Below are 26,000 nucleotides of genomic sequence, written 5' to 3' on the forward strand. Positions count from 1 at the left end.
AAATAATACCTAAAAACCTAATTATGGGTTTTATATATGAAAAATATCTCCATACTGGGTGCCACCGGCTCCATCGGCCGGAACACACTGGCGGTTGCCGCCATGTTTCCGGACCGCTTTGCGGTTAAGGCCCTGACGGCCAAGAACAATATTGAGCTTCTGGCAGACCAGATCGCTCACTTTAAGCCGGAGCTGGCCGCGGTCTATGATGAATCCGGCGCCCGGAAATTAAAGGAACTATTGCCCGCCGGGGCCCGGACCGAAGTTGTGGTCGGTGACAAAGGCTATGAAGCGGCCGCCGCATTGGCGGGTGTGGATGTGGTGGTATCCGCCATTGTGGGCGGGGCCGGACTCCTTCCCACACTGGCCGCCATCCGGGCCGGAAAGGATATTGCCCTGGCCAACAAAGAAACCCTGGTGATGGCCGGCGGCCTCGTCACCCGGGAGGCGGCCCGGGCTGGTGCAGAGATTCGGCCGGTGGACAGCGAGCACAGTGCTATCTTCCAATCCTTATGCGGCAACCGGCGGGAAGATTTAAGAAAAGTGCTGTTAACCGCATCCGGCGGCCCGTTTCGGAATCTGCCCAGAGAGCGGTTTCCCCTGATCACCCCGAATGATGCCTTGGCACATCCCACCTGGGAGATGGGCGCCAAGATCAGTATTGATTCCGCCACCCTGATGAACAAGGGGCTTGAAGTCATCGAAGCCGCTCATCTTTTTGATGTTTCCCATCACTTAATCGAAGTGGTGATTCATCCCCAAAGCATTGTCCATTCGATGGTGTCCTACTGTGACGGATCCGTGATCGCCCAGATGGGGCTGCCGGACATGAAAGGCGCGATCGCCTACGCCCTTTCCGGCCCCGAACGGCTGCAAATGCAGATCCCCCCGCCGGATTTCACCAGTCTCGGGGAGTTGACGTTTGAAGCCCCGGACATGGAAAGCTTTCCCTGCCTGGATCTGGCCTATAAAGCCTGTGATGCCGGCGGCACCATGCCGGCGGTTTTAAACGGCGCCAATGAAGTGGCGGTGGCGGCATTTTTAAAGGAGCAGATCGGATTTCTCCAGATTCCCCGGGTGATTGCCGCGGCCATGGCAGCGCATGAAGCGGTCTTATCACCGGTTATCGAGGAGATCCTGCATGCGGATCGATGGGCCCGGGAGAAGGCGCTTCAGTGGGTGGCGGAGAACGGCGGAGGGCTTGTTTCATGAGTATGATCATCGGCATTGTCATCGTTTTAGGGGTTCTGATCTTTTTCCATGAGCTGGGCCATTTTCTTTGCGCCAAGGCCTTTGGCGTGGGCGTGGAAAAATTTTCCCTGGGCTTTGGGCCGAAAATTGTCAGCAAAAAAGTCGGCCGCACGGAATACTGCCTCTCCGCCATTCCCCTGGGCGGATTCGTTAAAATGGTGGGCGAGCAGCCGGATGAGGAAATCGATCCGGCGGATGAGGCCGTATCCTTTACCCAAAAGACGGTGGGCAAGCGGATGCTCATTGTGGCGGCCGGGCCGTTGTTCAATTTTTTTCTGGCGATTTTGATTTTCTTTTTCGTCTTTGGGGTGTCCGGTCTCATGGTGCTGCAGCCCGTGATCGGCGAAGTTAAAGACGAGTCCCCGGCCAAATCCGCCGGGCTTAAGCCCGGCGACCGCATTGCGCGCATCAATGATCAGCCGATTGAGAATTGGTCGGAAATGGCCGGAATAATTACCCAAAGCGCCGACCGGCCGCTTGAAATTCTGGTAGAGCGGGGCGGGCAAACGATCGAGATGCGAATCGCCCCGGAAAAACAAAGCGTTGAAAATATTTTCGGTGAAAAGCAGACCCGGTATGTCATCGGGATTACGGCCGCCGGAGAAACCTCGACCAAACGGATGGGCCTGATCGATGCCTTCAAGGAGAGTCTTGTCCGCACCTACATGATTACCAAGCTTACCGTTGTAAGCGTTGTCAAGCTGATTCAGGGGGCGATTTCCGTTAAAACCCTGGGCGGCCCGATCATGATTGCCCAGATGGCGGGGGAGCAGGCAGAGCAGGGCGCGGTAAACCTTTTGTTTTTTATCGCCCTGGTCAGTATCAACCTGGGGATTTTAAATCTTCTGCCCATCCCCGTGCTGGACGGCGGGCACCTCATGTTTTTCTCCATTGAGGCGGCCACCGGCCGGCCCGTCAGCCTAAAGGCCCGCGAGGTCGCCCAACAGGTGGGGATTCTGCTTTTGATGATGCTCATGGTGTTTGTCTTCTATAATGATATCATGCGGATTGTGTCGGGGTGAAATAAAGGGTTTGAGGTATAGGGTATAGGGTTTAAGGTTTAGAAAAAGATTCAACATGTTAATTTAAGGCTGTTTTATGAATTAAAATTGATTCTGCCGTGCTTTAGTTTAGATTGAGGCTTTAAAAGCATGAAAGTTCGTTTTTATATTGATCCAGAAACCAACCAGCCGCATATTTATAATCACGATGTGGATGAAAACGAAGTTGAAACTATATTGAAAAAAACCGCTGAAGACCGTCCGGGTCGTGAAGGCTCTCGTGTTGCGATAGGCCGGACTAAAAACGGGCGCTTTTTGCGTGTAATTTACGTGCCTGATCCTGAGCCTGATAGTATATTTGTGATTACAGCATACGATTTGAAGGGTAAGCCGCTTAAAGCATATAAAAAACGACTGAAGAAAAAGGGCAAATGAAAAAAATGAAAAAGCAGAGCAACTTCCCAAAAGGATGGGATGAACAGCGCGTTAAACGAGTACTCGATCATTATGAGATGCAGTCTGAGGATGAAGCCTTGGCCGAAGACGAAGCGGCTTATGAAGACCCCGATCAGACATTTATCGAGGTACCCAATGATTTGGTGCCTGCCGTACGGGAATTAATCGCGAGACAGGATGAGTTAACCAAATAGCTTTGAATGTGCGTGCAGAACTATCAATATTATATTTATTAAGCATCAGATATCGCATTATAATTTATGGCCAATCGCCTCGAAATCACCTTAAAACCTGAGCTTTTTGATGCCGAAGGCGAGGGCATCCGCAAAAAGGCGGTCGCCTATTTCCGCCGGCCGTTGCAAAGCGTGCGAACCATCCAGGCTTTGACCATTGATGCAGAGCTCTCGCCTGAGCAGCTGGAGATTATCCGGACGGAGATATTTACCAACCCGGTGATTCAAACCTCTTCCTATGATCCGCTGCCCGTTGGATTTGACTGGTGCGTGTGGGTGGGCTTTCGGCCGGGTGTGCGGGATAATCCGGCCAGCACCGCAGTCGAGGCGATTCAGGATGTGCTGGAAATGCAGTTTCCGGAGGGCGCGGATGTGTATACTTCCCGCCGTTACTGCCTTATCGGAGAGGGGTTAACCCGATCCGATGCGGAGCTGATCGCCCGGGAGCTTTTGTCAAATGATATTATCCAGCAGACCCGGGTATTTTCCAAATCCGAATGGGATCCGGAGACCGGTATCGGCTTGATCATCCCGAAGGTCTACCTGGACCACACCCCTACGGTCACCACCATACCGATTGATTCCGACGAGACCCTGAAACGGATAAGCGATGAGCGCAACCTGGCGCTGAATCCTAACGACATTCCGGTCATCCGCAGCTATTTCACGGAACCTGCAGTGCAGGCGGACAGAAAACAGATGGGCCTGTCAGACCCCACGGATGTGGAGCTTGAATATATCTCCCAGGCCAGAAGCGACCACTGCAATCACAATACCTTCCAGGGGCTGTTTCGCTATACCGATCTCGATACCGGGAAAACCGAGGTGCTGGATGATCTGTTTAAAACTTTTATTAAAAAGCCTACACTGGAGTTGGCGGATAAAAAAGACTGGGTGATATCCGTCCTCTGGGATAATGCGGGCGTGGGCCGGTTTGATGCGGATCATTATTATGTGATCACCGGGGAGACTCACAATTCCCCCTCCAATATGGAGGCCTACGGCGGGGCTATCACGGGGATTGTGGGCGTATACCGCGATCCGCTGGGTACGGGCCTTGGCTCCCGGCTGGTCATGGGAAGCTACGGTTTCTGTGTGGGCCCGCGCGATTATGACGGGGATTTGAAGCCCCGGCTCCATCCCAGGCGCCTATTGGACGGCGTTATCGAGGGCGTAAGGGACGGGGGCAATAAAAGCGGCATCCCGACCACCTTCGGCCAGGTGATTTTTGATCCCGGCTACATGGGAAAATGCCTGGTATACGTGACGGCTGTGGGAATCATGCCCTCAGAGGTCGCCGGCAAACCGGCTGAGCAAAAAACCACAAGCCCGGAGGATCGTATCATCATGTGCGGCGGCCGGGTCGGAAAAGACGGCATCCACGGGGTGACCGCATCTTCTGAGACCTTCTCCGAGCACACGCCAGCCGGCCACGTGCAGATCGGGGCCCCCTACACCCAGAAAAAAATGCATGATTTTCTGCTGGAAGCCAGGGATCAGGGGCTCATCCAGTTTATCACGGATAACGGCGGCGGCGGGCTTTCCTCGTCCGTGGGCGAATCCGCCCGGTTTTCAAACGGCTGTGAGGTCCGGCTCGATCAGGTGCCCCTTAAATACAGCGGCCTGGATCAATGGGAGATCTGGGTCTCCGAATCCCAGGAGCGGATGACCGTGGCGGTCAGACCTGAGGATGTGGACCGGTTTATGGCCTTATCCGAAAAACACGCGGTGGAGAGCACGGTGATCGGCAGATATACTGATTCCGGAAAACTTCATCTCAAATATGATCGCCAAACCTGCGCCTATGTGAACATGGATCTGCTTCAATCCGGGTTTCCGCAGTGGGAGTTTGATGCAGAGTGGCGATGCCCGGAATATCGCGGGCTTTATGAGCCGGTGCTCGGGCCGCCCGCGGATTACAACCGCCTATTATGCGATCTGCTGGCCCGGCCCAATATCGCATCCAGGGAATGGATCACCCGCCAGTACGACCATGAAGTCCAGGGCGGCAGTGTCATCAAACCGCTTGTGGGGGCGGAGCGGGATGTAAACAGCGATGCCGTGGTGCTGCGGCCGGTCCTATCATCCAGCCGGGGCCTGGTGTTTGCCCAGGCCATGCTGCCCATGTATTCGGCCATTGACGCCTATCACATGACCACCTGTACCATCGATGAGGCGGTCCGGCGGATGATCGCCGTGGGGGCTGACCCGGACCATATCGGCGGGGTGGACAACTTCTGCTGGCCGAGCATCCAGTATGATCCGGAAAAAAATCCGGACGGCAGGTTCAAGGCGGCCCAGCTGGTCCGGTCCTGCCGGGCGCTTTCAGATACCTGCATGGCCTATGAAATCCCGCTTTTGTCCGGAAAGGACTCCATGTACGTGGACGGCCATCTGCCGGGCAGATACGGAGAAACCCACAAACTCTCCGCCCTGGAATCCCTCCAGTTTTCAACCATCGGCGTGATTGCAGACATTGAGCGAACCGTGACCATGGAAGTGAAAAGGCCCGGCGATTTTGTCTATGTCCTGGGCGAAACTTGCGATGAACTCGGGGCCTCCGAATATTACGCGGCCTTCGGATATACCGGCAGAAACGTGCCCTGCGTGTACCATGATTCATTCATGAAAACCTATCGGGGGCTATATCAGGCCATTAACAAAGGATTGGTCGCCTCAGCCCACGGTATCTACCGGGGCGGGTTGGGCGTGCATCTTGCTATGACCGCCATGGGCGGAAACCTCGGCCTGAATGCGAATATCAGCAAGGCACCGGGGGCTCAATCCCTGCGTGCGGATCACCTCCTGTTCTCGGAAACCCCGGGCCGGTTTATTATCTCCCTCGCGCCCGAGAATGCGCCGGCGTTTGAAGCCTTGTTCGAACCCGGCCAATTCGCCTGCATCGGGGAAGCCACGGATAAACCTGTTTTGGATGTTTTTGAGGACAAGCGCTCGCTTATTTCGGTTTCGGTGGTTGATTTGAAATCTGCCTGGAAAAGGCCGTTCAGCGGGTTGATATAGAAAACATCTTTAGTTATTTTCCATTAAGAGGATATTTTTATATGAAAAAAAAGCGCTACATATACTGGCAGGATGAAGGTTTATGGATTGGATACCTTGAGGAATATCCGGATTACTGGACACAGGGTGAGACTATAGAGGAATTGAAAGAAAATTTGCGCGATATTTATAATGATCTTGAAAGCGGAAATATTCCTTGTGCCAGGAAAGTCGCCGAATTGGATGTCGCATGAAGCGAAGGGATTTAATAAAAAGGTTGGAAGAAATAAACTGCGTTTTTATTCGTCACGGTGGCAAGCATGATTGGTATCAGAATCCAAAGACCAGAATCTCTCAGCCAGTTCCAAGACATAGAGAGATCAATGAAAATCTTGCAAAGCATATCCTAAAGATGCTTCAAAACATATAATAGTATCCATGCCTTCTAATATTAAAAAACAGGATATAAACGCCCTCGTCCTTTGCGGTTACGGCTTGAACTGCGACCTCGAAACCGCCCATGCCCTTGAACTGGCGGGCGCCCATGCAAAACGGGTGCACATCAATTCGGTGATTGACGGCTCAGTGGATCTCTCGAATTTTCAGCTAATGGTTTTTGTGGGCGGCTTTTCCTGGGGTGATGACCACGGCGCCGGGGTTATCCAGGCGGTGCGCATGAAGAAAAACGCGGGCGAGAAGATCCTGAAATTCGTGGATGCAGGCAACCTGGTGATGGGCATCTGCAACGGGTTTCAAACTATCGTGAACCTTGGGCTTTTGCCCGGATTTGACGGCAATTACCAGGACCGCTCAGTAGCCCTGACATTTAACGACTGCGGTAACTTCCGGGACGACTGGGTGCACCTGAATATAAATGTTAAATCCCCTTGTGTTTTTACCAAAGGCTTATCCCATATTGAACTCCCCATCCGCCACGGGGAGGGGAAATTTGTAGCGGATGCGGCGGTTATGAGTCGCCTGATCAACGAAAACCAGGTCGTCTGCCGCTACGCATCCCCGGATGGTGCCCCGGCTGCCGGCCGCTTTCCGGATAACCCTAACGGGTCCATGCATGATATCGCCGGCATCTGCGACCCCACCGGCCGGATTTTCGGTTTGATGCCCCATCCGGAAGCATTTAATCATGCCACCAATCATCCGGACTGGGGGCGGTTCAAAGAGCAATCAAACCGTGGTGAATTTAAACAGACAACTTCCATGATCACGGGTATACGCCTGTTTGAAACTGCTATTAATAATTTTTGGTTATAGGCGCTGAACTGTTTTTTTAATTTATACTTGCGTTCAGGTAAAATCAGCTAATGCCAACTGAAAAAGCGCACCCTTTTTCCGACAAATCCGTTTGCACCATTCTGGTTAAGCAAGGGCTGCTGACCAAGGAGCAGGCCCGCGAAATATTCGAGAATAAAGCGCGCATCCGGGCCAATCTGGAGAAGACGCGGGCCGATCAAGGTGGTGCCCAGTCTGGAAGCAGCAATGTCAAAAATCCGGTCACCATTGTCGATGTGATTGTCTCCTTTAAATTCAACCGGGCGGATAAGCCGGCGCAGGAGCTGGACGAGGATGCGATTTTTCATGCCCTGGCGGATGAATGGGGCTATCCCTATAAAAAAATTGATCCGGTAAAGCTGGATCTCAATCTGGTCACCACCACCATCCCCAGAAATTTTGCCATGAAAAATCTGGTCCTGCCGATCGGGGTGGAGAGCGGCCGGCTGATTGTGGCCACGGCCAACCCATTTAATTCCGAGGTGGTTGAAGACCTGGGCCGTGTTAGCCAGATGCCGATAAAAATGGTGGTCACGGCCAAGTCCGATGTGATCCGGCTGATCAACGAGTTCTTCGGGTTCAAGCGCTCCATTGCCGCTGCTGAAGTCCAATTCGGCGGCCCGTCCATCGATCTGGGCAACCTGGAGCAGTATGTGCGCTTGAAATCCCCGGACGAGCTGCCGGCCAATGATCAGCATATTGTCAATGCGGTCAACCATCTGTTCAGCTATGCGTTTGATCAGCGGGCGAGCGATATCCACATAGAACCCAAGCGCGAAGCGGTATTGATCCGCATGCGCATTGACGGGGTGCTCCATACGGTCTATCAACTCCCCAAGAAGGTTCATTCCGCCATTGTCAGCCGGATTAAAAGCCTCTCCCGTCTTGATATCGCGGAAAAGCGGCGGCCCCAGGACGGCCGGATAAAGACGGATAAGGGCGATGTGGAGGTAGAGATCCGGATTTCCAGCGTACCGGTGGCGTTTGGCGAAAAAGTTGTCATGCGGATTATGGACCCGGATATCCTGTTTCAGGAAGTGGAGAATCTGGGCTTTACGGCGGATGATTTTGCGAAATACCAGCAGATGTTTTCCATGCCCTATGGGCTGATTCTGGTGTGCGGCCCGACCGGCAGCGGCAAATCAACCACCCTGTATTCCACTTTGCGGCGGATCTCCACGCCGGATATCAATATTACCACGGTGGAAGACCCCATTGAAATGATCCACGAGGAGTTCAACCAGATCGCGGTTCAGCCGGCGGTGAATGTGACATTTGCCACCATCCTCAGAAATATTCTGCGCCAGGACCCGGATGTGGTCATGGTGGGCGAGCTTCGGGATCTGGAGACTGTCCAGAACGCCATCCAGACCGCCCTGACCGGGCATCTGGTATTGTCCACGCTTCATACCAATGATGCCCCGTCCGCCATTATCCGGCTGCTTGATATTGGCCTGCCGCATTTTCTGATTCAAGCGACATTGACCGGGGTGCTCTCCCAGCGCCTCGTCAGAAAGATATGCCCCAAATGCATTGAATCTTTTGAAATGGAGAGCGAGCAGCTCCGCCGGATGGGCCTGGATTTAGGCAGTAACGGCCATGTCACGCTTTACCGGGGCAGGGGGTGTATTCACTGCCGGTATACCGGCTATTACGGCCGGACCTCGGTTTTTGAGGTCATGCCATACACCAAAACATTGCGCCAGAAAACCACGGCGTCTGCGGATCTCGGGGATATACGCGAGCAGGCGCTGAAAGAGGGGATGCTTACCCTCAGGGAAAACGCGGTCAAGAAGTTAATGGCCGGCATCACCACGTATCAGGAGGTGATGCGGGTTACCTGGGAGCAGGAATAACTCTTCACACCTACTTCGGGCTTCGCACCTTGTCGTCGGGCTTGATGGGTTTGGTTGAAGCGGTGATCAAGCCGGTGGCGGTGGTATCTTCCGTATGCAGCACCAGGATTTCTCCCACATTGACGGGCTTTAAACCGATCTTCGACGCTCCGGGCTCAGGCGCGGCCACCGGCTGATGAAGGATCTCGTAGGATTGTCCCACTTCAACCCCGTCACTTTCGCCTTTATCAATAAATACCAGTTTATATTGGCCGATTAGGGCGCTTCTTTCTTCCGACCGGATGATCCGGCCGGTGAGGCCGTTAACCGCTTCTTTTTTTTCAATGTCCGGGGAGCGTGTTTCAAGCGGCATCACCATGTCCTCATAATGAATGTCGCGGAAAGATTTAATCACTTTGGCGATGGCATATTCGGATTCAATGTCCGTGACCTCAACCACGCCGGTGAGATAGTGCTGGATACCCGGGGAGGTGTTATCCAATAAACCGGTATTGATTTCAAATGTTCGATATACGGTGTATAGTCCCCCGGCTGCGAGCGGCGGGCCCTCGCCCGGCCGAAGATACACGGTATCACCTTCGGAAACCAGGGTTTTGTCATCTGTTTCATTGAAGATGGTGCCGCTGGGGGCAACCGCCGTCTCCCGGACATACCCCACGGAATTGATCATTTCGTAGTGGAATATTGATTTCGGGGCTTCTTCAGCAGGTTCTGCTTCAGGCTGGGGCGTTTCTTTTTTGCCCGCCCATTCTTTTTTATAAAGCAGGATTTTCTGCCCCGGATAGATCCAGTGCGGGTTTTTAATATCTGGATTGTAGTGCCAAAGTTCAGGCCATTCCCAGGGGGAATCGGCAAACTTCTGGGAGAGATCCCACAGGGTATCTCCTTTTTGAACGGTGTAATAGAAACCGGTTTCGGTCTTTGTGATGTGATCCTCAATCTCTGCTATTGCCGGTGCCGCCAGAATTGTCAGAAGGAGGACCGATCCCATCAGCCAGCCAATGCCCTTGATTCTCCCGAACATAGGGTGCCCCTTTTGTTCCGCAGGTTAAAAATACGTCGGGCAGCCCCGGAAAGGGGGCGGCCACGATGTCCACTATATCCTTTTAATAGCCAATCCGGGTTTGATTTGTCAAGGTTTTCATTTATTTCAGAAAGTTTGAAGGGTTGATTTTTGCAGGATTTGGGGATATAGAGAGCCTCATGAATTTTATCGCCGGGATTATTCTCATCGCCCTCGGGGCGAACCTTCTGCTAAATATCATTGCGGATGTCTGCAATTTAAGAAACCTGAGCACGGAATTGCCGGATGCATTCAAGGGTTGGTATGACCCGCAGCGCTACCGGGATTCCCAGGCGTATCTGCACGTTAACACCCGGTTTGAATGGATCGCTTCAATTGTCTCACTGATTTTGTTTCTGGGCATCTGGTTTGGGCACGGCTTCCCTCTGCTGGATCAATGGGTGCGGTCTGTTGCAGAGTCTCCGATTATCCGCGGGCTCATATACATCGGGGGGCTGGTGGGGATAAAAGCGCTGATCAGCCTGCCGTTTTCCGTTTATTCGACCTTTGTCATCGAGGAGCGGTTCGGGTTCAACCGGACGGATCCCAAAACCTTTGTTTTCGATTTGATCAAGCGCACCTTGCTGGGGGTCTTGCTCGGCGGGATGCTGCTTGCCGCCATTTTGGCGTTTTTCGAATATGCGGGTGCCAACGCCTGGTGGTATTGCTGGATTGCCGTGGTTGGGTTCATGATCGTCATGCAGGTGGTGGTGCCCACCTGGATCATGCCGCTTTTTAACAAGTTTACCCCGCTTGAACCGGGTGAGCTTAAGACCGCGATTATGAACTATGCGCAATCCATCGGATTCCCCTTAAAGAATGTCTTTGTAATGGACGGCTCCAGGCGTTCAAGCAAGGCGAATGCCTTTTTTGCCGGGTTCGGCCGGCATAAGCGGATCGTTCTGTTCGACACCCTGATTGAAAACCACAGCGTATCAGAACTGGTCGGTATTCTGGCCCACGAGATGGGGCATTACAAAAAAAAGCACATTTACTGGATGATGCTGGCGGCAATCATCCAAAGCGGGATTATCCTCTACCTGCTCTCCCTTTTTATTTCTGCCCGGCCGCTATTTGAGGCGTTTTATATGGATCAGGTCTCTGTTTACGCGGGGCTTTTGTTTTTCGGGATTTTATACAGTCCGATTGATTTTTTTATCGGTATTTTTATGCAGATGTTATCCCGCAAAAACGAGTTTGCGGCGGATCGGTTCGCCGTGGAGACGACGAAGCAACCGGATGCCTTTATCCGGGCATTGAAAAAGCTGGCCGTGCACAACCTTTCCAATCTGAGACCGCATCCGCTGTATGTGTTTTTAAACTATTCCCACCCGCCGATTCTGGATCGGATTGAGGCGATCAAAAAGTGTTTAAATTACAAATTCCAAGCACCAAATTTCAAAATTCAATGACCAAGACCTGTCAACGCAAGAACTTGTTTGGGGTTTAGAATTTTGGCCATTGGGATTTGTTTGTTTTTTGGGATTTGTTATTTGAGATTTCAATTAGTTAAAACAACGGCGGAATCATGGCCCTGGAATGATTGAGCCGGGCTCTGGCCAGCAGGGCCAGCGATTTAAGGGGATTCATGGCTGCCAGTGATATGGGATTCACTTTCATGTGCCGGCAAAGGGCGTAGATTGTATCCGGCAGGTTGTTGCAGCCCTGGCTGAAGGTCACCTGTTTTTTGCCGAACCGGCGGATCATTTCCCGGCCATAGTCCTGGATGGCGCAGCTCCCTGCCAGGTGAACCGGTGGCTTTTCAATCCGGTCCACGGCGGCCGGGTCAACCCCTTTTCCCATCAGAATGGTGAAATCGCCGCGCCCGTTGTGATCATTGTAAAAAATTTCAATCACAGATTCCGTGTTGCGGCGGCATCCTTCCATGCAGCAGCGTTTATTTCCCCTTAAAATTTTTAGATTGGCCGGGAATTTTTCCAAAAGATTGTGGGTGAGCTCCTTTTTACGGGCTTCAAAAAGATCCCGGTTGATGATTTCAATCGAGTCAAAGTTTACTGCCCGGCTGATGCCGGTTTCCGCGGCAAGGGCAAGATGGGGAACATCCTCTGTCTGGTAGCCCAGGAATGCGGCCGCTGCAATGTCCACTGCCAGGGGGTCGCTTCCGCCGATCAGGCAGTTCATGGGGATGATGCACTGGTCTTCAAATTTCTCAGCCGTATAATGGCCGTGGTTGGTGGCGATCAGGCCGTCGATAACAACAAAATCCGGCCGCTGCAGCCGATAGATATCCGCAAATTTCTGATGCAGCCGGAAGTTATGGTCGGCCACCCGGCTGTGGTGATGGACCAGACCGAATTGATTTTTGATGGACAGGGTGACCTGGGACATGGAGTGGGTTTTTAGCTTGGGCAGCGATACGTAGAGGTTGGCGTCTTTTTGCTCGATCAGCCGCTCCTGGACAAAATCCGAGATGTCGATAAAGGATTGCAGACCTTCGAGATAGACCGGAACGGTGCCGGTTTCATCCAGATAGACCGGCTTGGCGCCCGTATCCCGGCATACCCGGGCCATGCCCGTGGCCTCGAACACAAGACGGGTAATGTTTCCCTGGGTGCAGTTTTCAATCACGTAAATATTGTTGGCGCCGGCCTGCTGAAAATGGCGGATCACAGCCCGCAGAACCTCGGGACTGGTAAAGGTGTGTTTTTTAAGGTCCACGGCATTGGGCTTTAGATAAACATCACCGCTTGATTTTAACAGCGCGCCCGCCCCGCCGAAATGGCCGAAAATTTCAGCCACCGCTTTTTCAATGCCATGGGTGGTATCGGAAAAAATGACGGGATGCATAGATTCCTCCTCTTTAGGCCGGATAACCCGTGATCTCCTTTATATCCTTGTACAAGGGCTTCAGGCGTTTATACATTTTCTTGTAAACCCGGCGGTATAACTGGTCATAGAGCTTATGCGTCTGCGGATTCGGCTCGAACACATCGTTGGTGCGGGTCATGGCATTTACGGCGGATTGAAAATCCGGCATCAGGTTTAAGCCTACCGCCGCGTTAATGGCCGCGCCAAGGCCTGAGGTCTCATATAGATGCGGCCGGGCGGTGGGGAGGTTGAAAATATCCGCAGTCACCTGCATGGCGTGCCGGCTCTGTGAGCCGCCGCCGGATACCCGCAAGGCCTTAATGGGGATTTTGGTCCGCTTTTCAATTTTTTCTTTGCCTTCCCGAAGGGCATAGGCAAGACCTTCAAGGATCGAGCGGTACACATAGGCGCGGGTATGGACATCCCCGAATCCGATAATGGCGCCCTTGGCCTCCGGCCCTGGCTGGATAATGCCGGGGCTCCAGTAGGGCTGGAGCATCAGACCCATTGAGCCCGGCCGGGTATCATCGATTAACCGGTCAAACAGGGCTTCCGCATCAACGCCCAGATTTTCGGCCTTTTCCTTTTCTTCATGGCCGAATTCGTTTTTAAACCAGCTCACCATCCAGTATCCGCGGAATATCTGGATTTCCAGGGAGAACCGGCCGGGCACCGCGGAGGGGTAGGGCGGGATTAGGGGAATCGGCTCCACGTATTTGGAGTGGGTGACATTGATGGTGGCGGTGGTTCCGTAGCTGATGCATCCGGTGGACGGCTCCAGGGTGCCGGAGCCGATGATTTCGCAGGCCTTGTCCGCTGCCGCGGCAACCAAGGGCAGATCCCTGGGGATGCCTGTTTGCTCGGCGGCCTCGGGGGTAATATGGCCGAGAACTTCCCCGGGTCGGGTAAGTTCCGGCAGCATGTCCGGCTCCAATGAAATTCCCTGCCACTTCCAGTCAGATGCCCTGGCCCAGTCCTGGCGCTTGTAGTCAAATGGAATGTAGCCCACCTGGCAGCCCACGGAATCCGTGAATTTTCCGGTCAGCCGATAGGTGAGATACCCGGATAAGAGCAGAAATTTATGGGTGTTCTCCCAGATTTCTGGCTGGTGGGTGCGGATCCAGTTGGCCTCGGCTTCGCGCTGGAAATAGGCCACCGTATCGGAGACCCCTGCGATTTTAAACAAAAGGCCCCATGCCCCGCTGATTGCCGGCAGGCCGAAGGTCTTTCGCTGATCCAGCCACAGGATGGCCGGCCGAAGCGGTTTTCTAGAGCCGTCCACATTGATGACCGTCCCCCGCTGGGTGGTGAGCGATACGCCGGCGACTCTATCCTTTTTCAAATTGTCGCGCTGCCACAGCCGCTGGCAGGCAGTGCACAGCGTCTGCCAGTAGAGGTCCGGGTCCTGCTCCGCCCATCCAGGATTTTTGGAAAAATAGGGCTCAAATGGAATCTTTTCAATGGCTGCCATGTTTCCGGCAAGGTCGAATATCATCGCCTTTAAGCTCTGGGTGCCGTTGTCAATGGAAAGGATGAGGTCTTTGCCTGGCATGTTGTCCCCTTGTCCTTATTTTGAATTATAAAACCCCATGAAATCCCCATAAATCCCCCTTTAAAGGGGGGACTTAAAGGATGGGCACCTTATTATAGAAAGGATTTTCAATTTCACCGCATCTACTGCGTCAAATGATGTCTCGCATAGGCGACTATAGCTCGACATCATTTTCCTTGTATCTGCGGCAAACTTGAAAATCGCTCAATTTAGGCATAAAAAGTATTTTCATGAAACCCCGCGCTGCCCTGAACCCTAAACCTTGCACCCTACACCCTGAACCCTACACCCTGCACCCAACACCTAACACCCAATACCTAATACCCAATACCTATTTAAACTCCATACGCATAATCCCAATGCTTGATATACCACTGCCGCTCGGCTTGCCATTTTTTTTCATTCCAGGAAAGCATGGGCGCGCACAGGCCCTGTATCCGATCCAGGTGCTGTCTGCCCCCGCCGGGCATCAAAAGGCCGATGCGCACCCGGCGAAGGAGCAGATCCGAGAGATGCCGGATATGTTCGTTTTTGGCCAGAATCGGCAGTTCCGCCCACAGGGTATCTGTGCCGGGCATGCGGGTCAGATCTTGGGGGCCGGCATTTTCAATGATCGCCTCAGCCTGTCTGCCGTATCGGCCATAAAGGCGCCGCAGCTGCAAGGGGGGCAGGCGCTTTTCAAATTCCGGCTTAACCCGCACCGGGGCAAACGCCGGCTCGTTGATGCGAATGTGGTTTGCAGCCGGCAGATAGGGCATGGCGGCATTTAGCGCATCCCTTGCCAGGGACCGGAAGGTGGTCAGCTTGCCGCCGGTAACCGTGACCAGCCCATGCTTTTCCCAGACGATATATTCCCGAGATTCCTTGGATGGCGGCTTATCCCCTTTGCTTAAAACCGGGCGAATGCCCGCCCATGATGAAACCGCATCGCTTAGGTCAATATTTAACGACGGGAAATGCGCATTCAGGGCGGCCATCATATATTCAGCCTCGGAAGGCGCCATCACCGGTTCCCTGATAAGTTCCCGGCCATGGTCGAGATCCGTGGTCCCCAGCATCAGGGCGCCCTCCCATGGAATGATAAAGAGCGGCCGTTCATCTGCAGGGTGGATAAGGGTTACCGCCTGGTTGATGGGCAGCAGCCAATGGGGAAACACGAGATGGCTGCCGCGAAGCGGGCGGAGGTGAAGATGGGGTTTCGGCGAGGGATGGAGCTTTTCCGCCCAGGCGCCGGTGGCGTTAATCACGGCTTTCGTCGATATTTCCCGGTATTGAGCGGATTCCGTATCTTCCAGGGTGACGCCGGCAACCGCACCGCTGCGGTTCCGGTTGATACGGACGGCGCGCGTATAGTTCATCGCAGTACCCCCGGCAGCAACCGCCTCATTTATCAGCCGCAGAACCAGGCGGGCGTCATCCACCTGGGCATCCACGAACCGAAACCCGCCCAAAAGCCCGTCGGTTGATATGCCGGGAACGAGTTTTGAAAATGTTTCACTGTCATAGGCGCGATGATGGTTTTCCCCGGCCATGAAATCATAAATGCTAAGCCCCGCCTGAAGAGAGAGTCTTTTCGGACCGCGCTGCCGATAAACCGGCATCAGAAACCCCAGGGGCTCCACCATGCCCGGCGCCTCGCGGAGCAAGCGCTCGCGCTGCTTGACCGAATCGTAGGTTAAAAAAATCTTTCCCTCTTTCAGATACCTGAGACCGCCGTGTATCAGCTTGGAGGAGCGGCTGGAGGTGCCCCAGGCAAAATCACTGGCCTCGCACAAAAGCGTTTTGAGGCCCATCCTTACCGCTTCCCGGAAAACGCCGGCCCCGGTAATTCCGCCGCCGACCACCACAAGGTCCCAGTTGGTTTTGACGCCATCCAGTTGCATCGTCTATCCTCACCGTCTTAATCTTAATTTTTTATTGTCACATCAATACGGGTTTTAGGTGTTGGGTATTGGCAACTTAATCGTAATCAGTTCCGCGGAAGCGGGACGGTTCTCGTGCTCGTACGAGTACGAATCAGCAGAACCAGACAACATCGTCTAACAGAGCTTGCCCGGATTCATCCGCCCGTCCGGATCCGCGAATTGCCAGATGTGGTTTAAAAGATCAATTCCCATCTCGCCTTTTTCAGCCGGCAAATAGGGTTTGTGGTCGGTTCCCACCCCGTGCTGATGGGAGATGGTGCCGCCGGCATTAACAATGGCCTGGCTGGCTTTGGATTTAAGGCGCTGCCAGCGATCCATGGTTTCCCCGGCCGTGTCCGCCAGGCGAAACACGAAGGTGGTGTAGATGCTTGAGCCGGAGGGATAAACATGGGAGAGGTGCGAGAACACATGGACCTTTTCATTTATATCCGAAAGCGCGTTTCGGAGGGCCGTCTCAACCGCCGCCATGGTCGGCCGCACATTATCCCAGTTCACCGCGGTTTCAAGCGTTTCCACGCCATATCCGTATTCCCACAGGGTGTTTCGCAGATAGGGGGCCAAAAACCGATTTTTCTTCCAGGCATCGCCCATTGATTTACCTACCGCCACGCCGCCGAATGATTTGATGACATCCCGCGCATTCCGCCATCCCTGGTGCGCATTTTTGCGGCTGCCGATCAAACCGATAAGCGCCATGCAATAGGTGTTATCAAAAAGGCCCCTTAAGCGTAGGTAATGTTTCAGCATGGCGATCTGCTTCTCGTGGCCGGCCAGAATCAGGTTGGTCATGGTCTCCAGCGGGTTGCTTAGCCGCACCATGGAAAGCGGCAGGCCGGCAGTGGTCAGGGCGCGCACCGCATCTACCGCCTTATCCCAGGAGGGAAAAAATACACCGTAGATATCATCGGCCTCCGGAATCTCGGAGATCCGGACCCGGGCCTCGGAAAGAACCCCCATCCGGCCTTCGGAGCCAAGAACGATCTGCCGCAGATCCGGGCCGGCCGCTGAAGCCGGGTGGGGCGGAAAGTTCATTTCGCCTTTGGCGGTGATCAGTTTCCCGCCGGCAAACAGCTCCTCGATCCGGCCGAAGTAAAGGGACTGCTGCCCGCTCGAGCGCGTGACCACCCAGCCGCCCAGAGTGGATTGCTCAAATGACTGCGGGTAGTGGCCCAGGGTATACCCATGGGTGTTAAGCTGGGCCTCCAGATAGGGGCCCCTGGTCCCGGCTTCAAATGTGGCCAGTCGGTTGTAGGGGTTGATATCCGTCAGCCGGTTCAAGCGTTCAAGGGAGAGCGAAATCACCGGCCGGTCATCATCCGGTACACTGAGGTGGCCCACCACGCTGGTGCCGCCCCCATAGGGGATGACCATGCCATTTTCCCTTTCCGCAAACGCCAGGATGTCATTTATCTCTTCAGGGGTGGCGGGATAGGCGACGCCGTCCGCAAACCGGTTCAACGTGCCGAAGCGAAACCCGATCCAGTCCGGAAAACTCTGGCCATAGCCATGCTGCAGGCGCTTGTCAGGATCGGTGGAAATAAGCGAAATTGCCGACCGGATGCGGGATTCCGGAATTTTTGGCAGGATGTCCGCTTTTGCGCAGGCCGGGCCGGGCCGGGTTGGGCCCACGAGCTCTTCGAGCATGGTTTGCGCACCTGCGGGCAGCGGCATATCGGTTTGCTCATCGCCCCATCCGTTCCATCGATACATTGGGCTCCTCCTTTTTGCTCGCTTTCATGCGTTTCCAGATATCAATACTTTTTTCCATGGCATTCCGGACGACCGGTTCCACCGTTTCCGGCTGATCGGCAATCGCGCGGTTCAGCGTTTTATAAAAGGAAAGGGAGGCCTCCCTGGCGTCCTCCCGGCTGAAGTAGACGGTCGCCATGGTTTTGAAAATAGTTCGAAAATCGTTTAAAATCATCAGGTGTACCGGGTTGCCGGAATGCCGGGCCATAAGCTGCTGCAAGGTCCAGTCGAATTCGGTGAAGGACTCGGGGGCCGCCTCAAGCTGCCGGCAGCGCGCCAGATGGTTCGTAATGGCCTCCGGCGCTCTTTTGACCGCCTGCTGGGCGATGGGAGGATTCAACATCACCCGGAGTTCAAGCAGGTACTCGATAAAGGATTCCGGCAGGTAGCTGCCGTATTTGACCAGGGTGGCCAATAGCCGAAGCCCCCCGGTTTCCCAGAAATAGTTGATTTGCGTGGGCTTTCCGTGCCGGATGGTGATCCAGCCGTCGCCGGCCAGGCGCTGCAGCGTCTCCCGGATGGTGGGCCGCGTGACCCCGAGTTGATCAGCCAGTTTACGTTCTGCGGGCAGCACGGATCCCGGCGGGTAGTGACCGTTTAAGATATGTTCGATGATTTGGTGTTCGGCATATGGGCCGGGCCGAAGCGGTTGATTGAAGTTCATGGAGAAAATTACCGTCCTAAAATCGATTTTTAACTTAATTGTCAGGCACGCTTTGGTAAGAGGTCATACCAGTTTTCCTGGATCGGGTCAATAAAAACCGGATAAAAAACGGATTGAAAAGGTTCTGGCAAAAACCACTTGACATTTTTAACGCAATGCGTCATAAACGCTGGTAGCGCGATGCGTTATCAGCGTAGCCATTGAATTTAAAATGGTTTATGTATTTTTTGAAAAATTTAAAAAAAATCTTGACATATAACGCATTGCGTCATAAATTAGCATCATAACGCAATGCGTTACAAGTTTCTGCCCCTCATGTGAAGGGCACATAAACATTTTATAAACTTAGTATCAGCAATTCAAAAAGGAGGAAAGACCATGACAACCGAAAAAAAGACCAGCCCCAAAACCGAAAAAAAGGACGACTCCGGCTTCACTATGTTCCGCACCGTTAAAAACACGGCGGATAATGTCTCCGAGAAGGTTAAAGCCTACAATGACAAGTATGTCGCCCAAACCGTTGAAAAAGGCAAAAAGACCTTTAAGGAATACAATGACAAGTATGTCATGAAGACCGTTGAAAAGGGCCGAGACACCGTTAAACAATACAACAGCAAATATGTTTCCCCGGTGGTGGAAAAGGGCCGTTCCGTGATCGATGGTCCCTACAAAAAGGTCTCCAAATCTTTTGACGATGCGCTCGCCAAGGGACGTGAATTTGAAAAAGACGCCATGAAACGGTTTGATGATTTTGTCGACAGCAGCCGCAAATTCGTGTATAAAGTCCCCATGGTCGAAACCATCGAAAAGCGGGTGACCGGCAGCCTCAATTCAGTGCCCCGGCTGGTCAACATGCCCTGCAAGGAAGATATTGAGAAGCTGACCAATGCGATGGAAACACTAAATTCAAATATTGAAACCATGAAAAAGCAGAACTCCGCTTAACCCATCGGGCACGGCGGCGCGGGATATGCCCGTGCCGCCATAAAAGGAGGTTATGATGTATACCATTAAACGCTATGCCAATGGTCGGTTCTATGACACTGAAGAGAAGAATTTCATCACGCGCGAGCGCATCGCTGAAATGATCAAATCCGGCAAGAAGTTCTCCATTATCAATACGAAAACCGGAAAAGACATTACCGATGAAATCGTCTCCCAGATTAAATCCAAACAGGGCCAGGCCAACAAGAAAACCCGTCAGTCCAAATCCAAAAGCAGCAAGGCCAAGGAAGATCCGGGCAGCTACCTGATCCAGTTTTTCCGAAAGAGCGGGGACACCCTGTTTGATTACGGCAAAAAGTATGTCTCCATGTGGCAGGGGCTTTTTACCATGTCCCGCGAAGAGCTGGACAAGCTCATCAACCGGCTGGTCAAGGATCAGAAGATTACCGAGGTTGAGGGGAAAAAATTAAAAAGCGAGATTCAGCGCTATTCCGATAATGTCCAGAACTGGCTGAATACCCAGATCGATACCCGGGTAAATGACATGCTCAATCGGATGAACCTGGCAAGCCGCGAGCAGATTCAGGAGCTTACGGAAAAAATCGAATCGCTCAACAAGAAACTGGCTCAGGTTGAAAAGACCCGTCAGCAACAGTCAAAATCTAAGGCATCGACCAAGAAAACGGCGGGTAGCAAGGCCTCGGCAAAAACTAAAAAATCATCTTAATGCGCGCTCGGCTTGAAGAGCCATAATAATGCCCGGTGGAACGGCCGAAAGAAAAGATCACGATCATCCGGACAACAACCCCGGCAATCCATTGGCTGAGCTGTTTGAGCGGCGCCTGGTTTTTGTCCTGGGCAAAGGCGGTGTGGGTAAAACGACCATCTCCGCCGCTCTGGCCATTGCCGCCGAACGGCTGGGCAAACGGGTTCTTTTGGCTGAAATCGGTGACAGTGATGCCATCGGCCAGATTTTTATCAGTGACACCCTGCCGGAGGCGCCGCTGAAAATTGCCGACGCCATCTGGGGCGCCCGTGTAAAGCCCAAAGCCGAGCTTGCCGAGTACGTCAACAATCATATCAGTTCAACCTTTTTCGCCAATCGGATCACCCGAAGCCGTCTTTTTGATTATATGGCGGCGGCAGCCCCCGGGCTGAAGGAGATCATGAGTCTGGGCCGCATCTGGCGCTGGGCATTGGAAAAGGACGCGGATGGCCGTGCCGCATACGATTTGATTATTGTGGACGCTCCGGCCACCGGTCATGCGCTGAGCCTGCTGCGCCTACCGCAGGTCTTAATCGAGATGGTCCGTTTCGGTCCCATCGTGCGGGAGGTAAGCCAGCTGGAGAAGCTTATCAAGGACCCGGAGAAAACATGGCTGACACTTGTCGCACTGGCTGAGGAGCTTCCGGCCAATGAGGCCCTGCAGCTGTATCAGGATGCCCGGAAAAAACTGGGCATGCCCCTTCAGATGGTGTTTATCAACGCCGTCTACCCCCGCCTGTTTTCACCCGATGAGATGACCCGTATTGCGGATCTGTCAGCCCACTGCCGGCAGAATGATCAGAAGGCGGACGGTTTAAAGCTGCTCGCGGCGGCAGAACAATGGATCAGCCGGCGGCGCCGGCAGCAGCCCTATATTGATCAGCTGATCCGGGAAATCAGCAGCGGGGGGCATATGGAGATTCCCATTCATTTTACCAATCACCTCTCCATCAGCGATATCGGCGATATCGCCGCCCGTTTGGTAAAAGAAAGTACTGAGGCACTAAGGCACAACTAAGTTTTCCTGAACCCTAAACCCTAAACCCTAAACCCTAAACCCTAAACCCTAAACCTTATCCCCATGTTTCGTCCGATAGTCAATTCAGACGGTCCCAAAGTTATTGTCAACTGCGGCAGCGGCGGAGTGGGTAAAACCACCATTTCTGCCGCCATCGGGCTGATGGGGGCGCTTTCCGGCAAAAAAACCATCGTTTTGACAATTGATCCGGCCAGGCGCCTGGCCGATGCCATGGGCCTGGCTGAATTTGATGCGGATGTCCAGCAGGTCCCGCTGGAGCAGTCGCCGAAGCTGCCTGAACCCGCGCCCGGTGGCGAATTGTATGCTATGATGCTTGAGTCCAAGCGCACATTTGACGATCTGGTCATCCGCTATGCCGCCCCGGAGATCAGCAAAAAGATTCTGAATAACCGGTATTATCAGTATATATCCAACAACATGGCCGGCTCGCACGAATACATGGCCATGGAAAAGCTCTATGAGATCTACCATCAGGGGGCCTATGATCTGATTGTGCTTGATACCCCGCCCACCCGGCGCGCGCTTGATTTTCTGGAGGCGCCCCAGCGTATGCTGAATCTGTTGGGGCACAGCTTTTTCTGGAAACTGGTCAAGCCGTACATGAAAGTCAGCCGGTGGGGCTTTCGCATGTTCAACCTCATGGCCTCCCCTATTCTCCGGGTGGTCGGCCAGGTGGTGGGCAAGCAGGTATTAAAGGATCTGATCGGGTTCTTTCAGGTCTGGGACGAGGTACTTTATCAGGGGTTCCGGCAGCGGGCCGAGGCGGTCAAGACCCTGCTTGCCGGTGATGAGGCCCTGTTTTTCGCCATTTCTACCCCGCAGCGGCTGCCCATGCGCGAGGCTGAATTCTTCTGGGAGCGACTTCAGGCAAATCGCCTGCCGTTTGGCGGATTTGTTGTCAACCGCGTGCATGAACTCAGCCGGGAGGAGGCGGTTTCTTTAACGGAAGAACCGGTAGGCGGTGAGATCTGCCGCGGCGCCTCCATTGACAGGCACCTTCACGAAAAATTAACGGCGGTTTATCAGAATCTGCTGCAGCAGGCGCAAAGCGATGCCGCCGCCATTCGGGCACTATCAGATAAGGTGGGGGATCCCTCCAAAATCAGAACCCTTCCGCTGGCAGAAGAGGCGATTATGGACATGGCGGGATTGTATGGGCTGGTTTTAAATTTGAAAGCCGATTAAGGCCCTTCCCAAAAAAGGTATAGGGTGTAGGGTATAGGGTGTAGGGTGTAGGGTGTAGGGTATAAGGTGTAGGGTATAAGGTGTAGGGTGGATGGTGTTGGGGATAACGGTTGCATGCTGGAAATTTTTCGCCACTGTCGTTTGTGGTTGCGTACTGAAAGCCTGCCGCCGCTGTCATTTCGAGGAGCGCCAGTGACGAGAAATCTTAAAAATCATTCAATGATAAGATTTCTCGCTGGCGCTCGAAATGACAAGCGAGTCATAGGGCCTCAGTGCTTGTCAGCCTGAAGACACCTGATCCGGGCCGTCCTTGGCGGTATTATCCAGGTCTGCCAGATTTTCGTATTTGTTCTGATGGATGGTGCAGTAAAGCGAATTGGTGGCCGCCCGGTTGTGGCACTGCACGCCGTTTCGGTTGATGGCCTTGCACCGGATGGACTGCACCGGCGCTTTTCTGCCGGTTTCCGCGTCCTTTTCATGCTGATCCTGGTACCGGTCATTGATGACCAGCGGATCCCTTTCCATCTGCCCGGCCTTGTACATGCCAAGGAGCATCCGATACTCGTTTTCAAAGTTTGTCAGGATATCCGTGGGGTTTGACACCAGGCCGGCGTCTGTGGCGATGCCCACCGACACCTCATCGTTGTAGCTGATAATGCTGATGCCAACGCCAAGGCCCCCGATCCGGGGCACCCAGAACATGATCTTTTTGATCTCTTCGCCGGCAAAATAGAGCGGCTGGCGGGGGCCGGGTACATTACTAAGGACCCCGGTGGTTTTATTGGCAAACAGGGTGGCGGCCTTCTGGGCCAGTTTGGCGGAAGAAATGCCCAGGGCGTTTAATACGGTATAGGCCACCGCCGCGTCCGGGGATTCCTTGAGATCGCTGATCCGCCGCTGCACCTCCCGGATCCGCAGAACCGGGTCATCAATATGCACCGGCAGGGACGCCAGAACCAAACTGAACTGATTGCCGAGCTCAATCTCCTCGTCCAGCGGGCGGATATTGACCGGCATGGCCATCCGGATATCAAGATCGCCTACCAGGTTGTGCCGCTGCTGCAGGTAGCGCCGCAGCGCGCCGGTCACCATGGAGACCAGGATGTCATTGATGGTGGCGTTAAAGTATTTGCCGATGGATTTGATGTCTTCGAGCGGCAGGGGATCACACCAGGCAATATTTTTGCGCACGCCCAGTTCCCCTTTGAAAACAGTTTTTTTATCAGCCGGCAGAAGCAGAATTTTGCTCATCACTGCGGCGGCATCCCAGGCGAATCGGCCGACCATTTGGGTACGGTTCCATAAATGCGAGGGCTGGGCCAGGGCGGTATTGATCTCCTTGCTCACCATTGAGCCGGCTTTAAAGGCGCTGCGCCTGGCGCGGTTCAGTTTTTTAACGGCTTTTTCGAGCGGCGGAAACAGGTTGGTATACTCGGTGGCTTTTTCGCCTTTTTTTTCTGCCACGTTGTTCTGCCAGGCGGCGTCTGGTTCAAGATCGGCCATGGATAAAAGCAGGCGGATCAGGGCAATGCCGTCGGCGATGCAGTGGTGGATGCGGACAAACATGACTGATCCGCCGTTTTCACAGTTTTCAATATAGTGGGCCTGCCATAGGGGTTTGGTGGGGTCAAGCGGGGTGGCGGTCAGATCGCTGATCACCTCTTCGAGGGTATGCTTATCACCGGGATCCGGCAGGGCGATCCGGTGCAGATGGGATTTTAAATCGAATTTCGGGTCCAGCTCCCAGACCGCATTGCCGACGCCGCCCATGGGGCGCACCACGCGCTTTTTAAACCGCTCATAGCAAAGCAGCCGATTTTTAAAGGTTTGAACGAGCCGGTCGTAATCTAATGGATTGTCGAACTGAAGGAATCCGGTAATAATCATCAGGTTGGTAGGGTGATCCATGTGCAGCCAGAAATTGTCAATATTTGACATGATTTCGACTTGTTTTTTCATTGACGGGCCTCCTTGCAAGAATTTTCAAAAGAAACTGTAAAATAGCATAAGTCACAAATAATATGCAACGTGAAATTGCCCAACCTGCGAAAATGATTTGACAAATATAACGCGCTGCGTCAACTTTGAATAAATAATCCTCATATCCGGGCTGCGTTTTTAAAATCTAAATTGAGCGATTTTCAAGTTTGAAAGACAGGTGGAGGCTGAACATGCGATTGATTAAAAAATACGCCAACCGCAAACTCTATGATATATCAGACAAGCGTTACCTGACCATGGATCGCCTGGCGGATCTGATTAAATCCGGCGAGGAGGTCTCGGTCATTGACAATGAGACCGGGGAAGATATTACCGCGGCCATTGTCTCCCAGCTGCTGGGGCGGGAAAAATGGCGGGGCAACAAGGGCGTGCCTTCCAATGTGCTGATGCAGCTGCTCCGGAAAGGGCAGGGCACCCTGTTTGGCTACGGCAGAAAATATATATCGCTCTGGCAGAATGCGCTGCTCATGTCCCGGGATGAAATTGAGAAACTGATCAATTCACTGGTGCGTGAAAAAGAGATTTCCGAGTCAGAGGGACGGAATTTAAAGCAGGAGCTTTTAAATCATACCACCAATCTGAAGACCTGGATCATGGAAAACATTGATCAGCGCGTCGATGAAGCCATGTCCATGATGAACCTGGCTTCCAAGGAACAGGTCGATGGCCTGTCCGAGCGGATTGACGCCCTTGACCGGAAGGTTGCGGATCTGGAAGCCAAAATCAAGGCGGATCAGGAGTGATGGCCCATGTATCCTGAATTGATCGATTGCCAAGTCGGCCGCAGATGCAGGGAAAATGATGTCGAGCTATAGTGGCCTATGCGAGACATCATTTGACGCAGCAGATGCGGTGAAGGTGGAAATTGTTATGCCCACTGCCCGTTTCTTTTGACCAGGTTGATCGCCTGCCGGCTCTCGGAAAACAGTTTTTCCGGCTCCGGAAGCAGAATTGACAGGGCCGCGCACGCGGCTAAAAACGCGATGACGCTGCCGCCGCCCATTACGACCAGTCCACCGGCAATGCCCGTGACCACCCCCATGCCGATCAAAACCACCAGTCCGCCGACAACAAAGGCAATAATACTGCTGATTAACAGCAAAACCTTAAACATTTTTTAATCTTTCATTTGCAACGGATTTATACTATCCATAGGTCTGACAATTTTGATTAGATTATCACGGAAAATTTGTTT

The 26,000-nt window shown here is 53.3% G+C and carries 22 protein-coding genes; 14 read left to right on the plus strand and 8 right to left on the minus strand.

All coding sequences use genetic code 11. The features are described 5' to 3' along the window. The first annotated feature begins 36 nt into the window (after positions 1 to 36). From U5L07_00505 to U5L07_00540, 8 genes are all read left to right on the plus strand, one after another. Positions 37 to 1,212, plus strand: a complete 1,176-nt coding sequence (locus U5L07_00505; GenBank protein ID MDZ7830210.1) for a 1-deoxy-D-xylulose-5-phosphate reductoisomerase — start codon at positions 37 to 39, stop codon at positions 1,210 to 1,212. Beyond that, positions 1,209 to 2,273: an RIP metalloprotease RseP gene (gene rseP, locus U5L07_00510; protein ID MDZ7830211.1), complete on the plus strand. Its 1,065-nt coding sequence runs from the start codon at positions 1,209 to 1,211 to the stop codon at positions 2,271 to 2,273. Before U5L07_00505 ends, rseP begins: the two co-directional genes overlap by 4 nt. A 129-nt stretch (positions 2,274 to 2,402) precedes the next feature. Next, positions 2,403 to 2,687, plus strand: a complete 285-nt coding sequence (locus tag U5L07_00515; GenBank protein MDZ7830212.1) for a DUF4258 domain-containing protein — start codon at positions 2,403 to 2,405, stop codon at positions 2,685 to 2,687. Then, positions 2,684 to 2,902 carry a hypothetical protein gene (locus U5L07_00520; GenBank protein MDZ7830213.1) on the plus strand — a complete coding sequence of 73 codons (219 nt, stop codon included), beginning with the start codon at positions 2,684 to 2,686 and terminating at the stop codon, positions 2,900 to 2,902. The genes U5L07_00515 and U5L07_00520 overlap by 4 nt, the downstream gene beginning before the upstream one ends. 66 nt (positions 2,903 to 2,968) lie before the next feature. Beyond that, positions 2,969 to 5,962: an AIR synthase-related protein gene (locus U5L07_00525; protein ID MDZ7830214.1), complete on the plus strand. Its 2,994-nt coding sequence runs from the start codon at positions 2,969 to 2,971 to the stop codon at positions 5,960 to 5,962. A 41-nt stretch (positions 5,963 to 6,003) separates the two neighbouring features. Beyond that, positions 6,004 to 6,195 carry a type II toxin-antitoxin system HicB family antitoxin gene (locus tag U5L07_00530; protein MDZ7830215.1) on the plus strand — a complete coding sequence of 64 codons (192 nt, stop codon included), beginning with the start codon at positions 6,004 to 6,006 and terminating at the stop codon, positions 6,193 to 6,195. A 184-nt stretch (positions 6,196 to 6,379) separates the two neighbouring features. Then, positions 6,380 to 7,213: a phosphoribosylformylglycinamidine synthase subunit PurQ gene (locus tag U5L07_00535; GenBank protein ID MDZ7830216.1), complete on the plus strand. Its 834-nt coding sequence runs from the start codon at positions 6,380 to 6,382 to the stop codon at positions 7,211 to 7,213. A 50-nt stretch (positions 7,214 to 7,263) separates the two neighbouring features. Continuing rightward, complete coding sequence (locus U5L07_00540) at positions 7,264 to 9,087, plus strand: GspE/PulE family protein (GenBank protein ID MDZ7830217.1); 1,824 nt, start codon at positions 7,264 to 7,266, stop codon at positions 9,085 to 9,087. 10 nt (positions 9,088 to 9,097) lie between these two features. Here U5L07_00540 and U5L07_00545 read toward each other — a convergent pair whose 3' ends face one another. Further along, positions 9,098 to 10,111: a LysM domain-containing protein gene (locus U5L07_00545; GenBank protein ID MDZ7830218.1), complete on the minus strand. Its 1,014-nt coding sequence runs from the start codon at positions 10,109 to 10,111 to the stop codon at positions 9,098 to 9,100. A 179-nt stretch (positions 10,112 to 10,290) separates the two neighbouring features. On the opposite strand from U5L07_00545, the gene U5L07_00550 reads away from it, so the two are divergent. Beyond that, on the plus strand, positions 10,291 to 11,562 hold the full coding sequence (locus U5L07_00550; GenBank protein ID MDZ7830219.1) for a M48 family metallopeptidase: 1,272 nt from the start codon (positions 10,291 to 10,293) through the stop codon (positions 11,560 to 11,562). Positions 11,563 to 11,659: 97 nt separating this feature from the next. Here the strand turns inward: U5L07_00550 and U5L07_00555 are convergent, their stop codons facing one another. From U5L07_00555 to fadR, 5 genes are all read right to left on the minus strand, one after another. Further along, positions 11,660 to 12,958: a DUF362 domain-containing protein gene (locus U5L07_00555; GenBank protein ID MDZ7830220.1), complete on the minus strand. Its 1,299-nt coding sequence runs from the start codon at positions 12,956 to 12,958 to the stop codon at positions 11,660 to 11,662. A 13-nt stretch (positions 12,959 to 12,971) separates the two neighbouring features. After that, positions 12,972 to 14,531, minus strand: coding sequence for an FGGY-family carbohydrate kinase (locus U5L07_00560; protein ID MDZ7830221.1), 1,560 nt, complete (start codon positions 14,529 to 14,531; stop codon positions 12,972 to 12,974). A gap of 335 nt (positions 14,532 to 14,866) precedes the next feature. Beyond that, entirely contained in the window at positions 14,867 to 16,414 is a 1,548-nt protein-coding gene (locus U5L07_00565) for a glycerol-3-phosphate dehydrogenase/oxidase (GenBank protein MDZ7830222.1), read from the minus strand. A 156-nt stretch (positions 16,415 to 16,570) separates the two neighbouring features. Beyond that, entirely contained in the window at positions 16,571 to 18,166 is a 1,596-nt protein-coding gene (locus tag U5L07_00570; GenBank protein MDZ7830223.1) for an FAD-binding oxidoreductase, read from the minus strand. After that, positions 18,138 to 18,869, minus strand: coding sequence for a fatty acid metabolism transcriptional regulator FadR (gene fadR / locus U5L07_00575; GenBank protein MDZ7830224.1), 732 nt, complete (start codon positions 18,867 to 18,869; stop codon positions 18,138 to 18,140). The genes U5L07_00570 and fadR overlap by 29 nt, the downstream gene beginning before the upstream one ends. Positions 18,870 to 19,247: 378 nt before the next feature. On the opposite strand from fadR, the gene U5L07_00580 reads away from it, so the two are divergent. From U5L07_00580 to U5L07_00595, 4 genes are all read left to right on the plus strand, one after another. After that, positions 19,248 to 19,814, plus strand: a complete 567-nt coding sequence (locus tag U5L07_00580; protein MDZ7830225.1) for a hypothetical protein — start codon at positions 19,248 to 19,250, stop codon at positions 19,812 to 19,814. A gap of 55 nt (positions 19,815 to 19,869) precedes the next feature. Further along, a complete protein-coding gene (locus U5L07_00585) occupies positions 19,870 to 20,541 on the plus strand; it encodes a polyhydroxyalkanoate synthesis regulator DNA-binding domain-containing protein (protein ID MDZ7830226.1) in 672 nt (223 codons plus the stop codon). Positions 20,542 to 20,569: 28 nt separating this feature from the next. Then, positions 20,570 to 21,598: an ArsA family ATPase gene (locus tag U5L07_00590; GenBank protein MDZ7830227.1), complete on the plus strand. Its 1,029-nt coding sequence runs from the start codon at positions 20,570 to 20,572 to the stop codon at positions 21,596 to 21,598. Positions 21,599 to 21,661: 63 nt separating this feature from the next. After that, positions 21,662 to 22,804, plus strand: a complete 1,143-nt coding sequence (locus U5L07_00595; GenBank protein ID MDZ7830228.1) for an ArsA-related P-loop ATPase — start codon at positions 21,662 to 21,664, stop codon at positions 22,802 to 22,804. 279 nt (positions 22,805 to 23,083) lie between these two features. Here the strand turns inward: U5L07_00595 and U5L07_00600 are convergent, their stop codons facing one another. Next, complete coding sequence (locus U5L07_00600) at positions 23,084 to 24,763, minus strand: wax ester/triacylglycerol synthase family O-acyltransferase (protein ID MDZ7830229.1); 1,680 nt, start codon at positions 24,761 to 24,763, stop codon at positions 23,084 to 23,086. 212 nt (positions 24,764 to 24,975) lie between these two features. On the opposite strand from U5L07_00600, the gene U5L07_00605 reads away from it, so the two are divergent. Beyond that, complete coding sequence (locus U5L07_00605; protein ID MDZ7830230.1) at positions 24,976 to 25,548, plus strand: polyhydroxyalkanoate synthesis regulator DNA-binding domain-containing protein; 573 nt, start codon at positions 24,976 to 24,978, stop codon at positions 25,546 to 25,548. Positions 25,549 to 25,673: 125 nt separating this feature from the next. Here U5L07_00605 and U5L07_00610 read toward each other — a convergent pair whose 3' ends face one another. Beyond that, positions 25,674 to 25,919 (minus strand): hypothetical protein, encoded by a 246-nt coding sequence (locus tag U5L07_00610; GenBank protein ID MDZ7830231.1) that lies wholly within the window; start codon positions 25,917 to 25,919, stop codon positions 25,674 to 25,676. Positions 25,920 to 26,000 lie beyond the last annotated feature (81 nt).

This window comes from Desulfobacterales bacterium (assembly GCA_034520365.1).
Lineage (GTDB): Bacteria > Desulfobacterota > Desulfobacteria > Desulfobacterales > Desulfosalsimonadaceae > M55B175.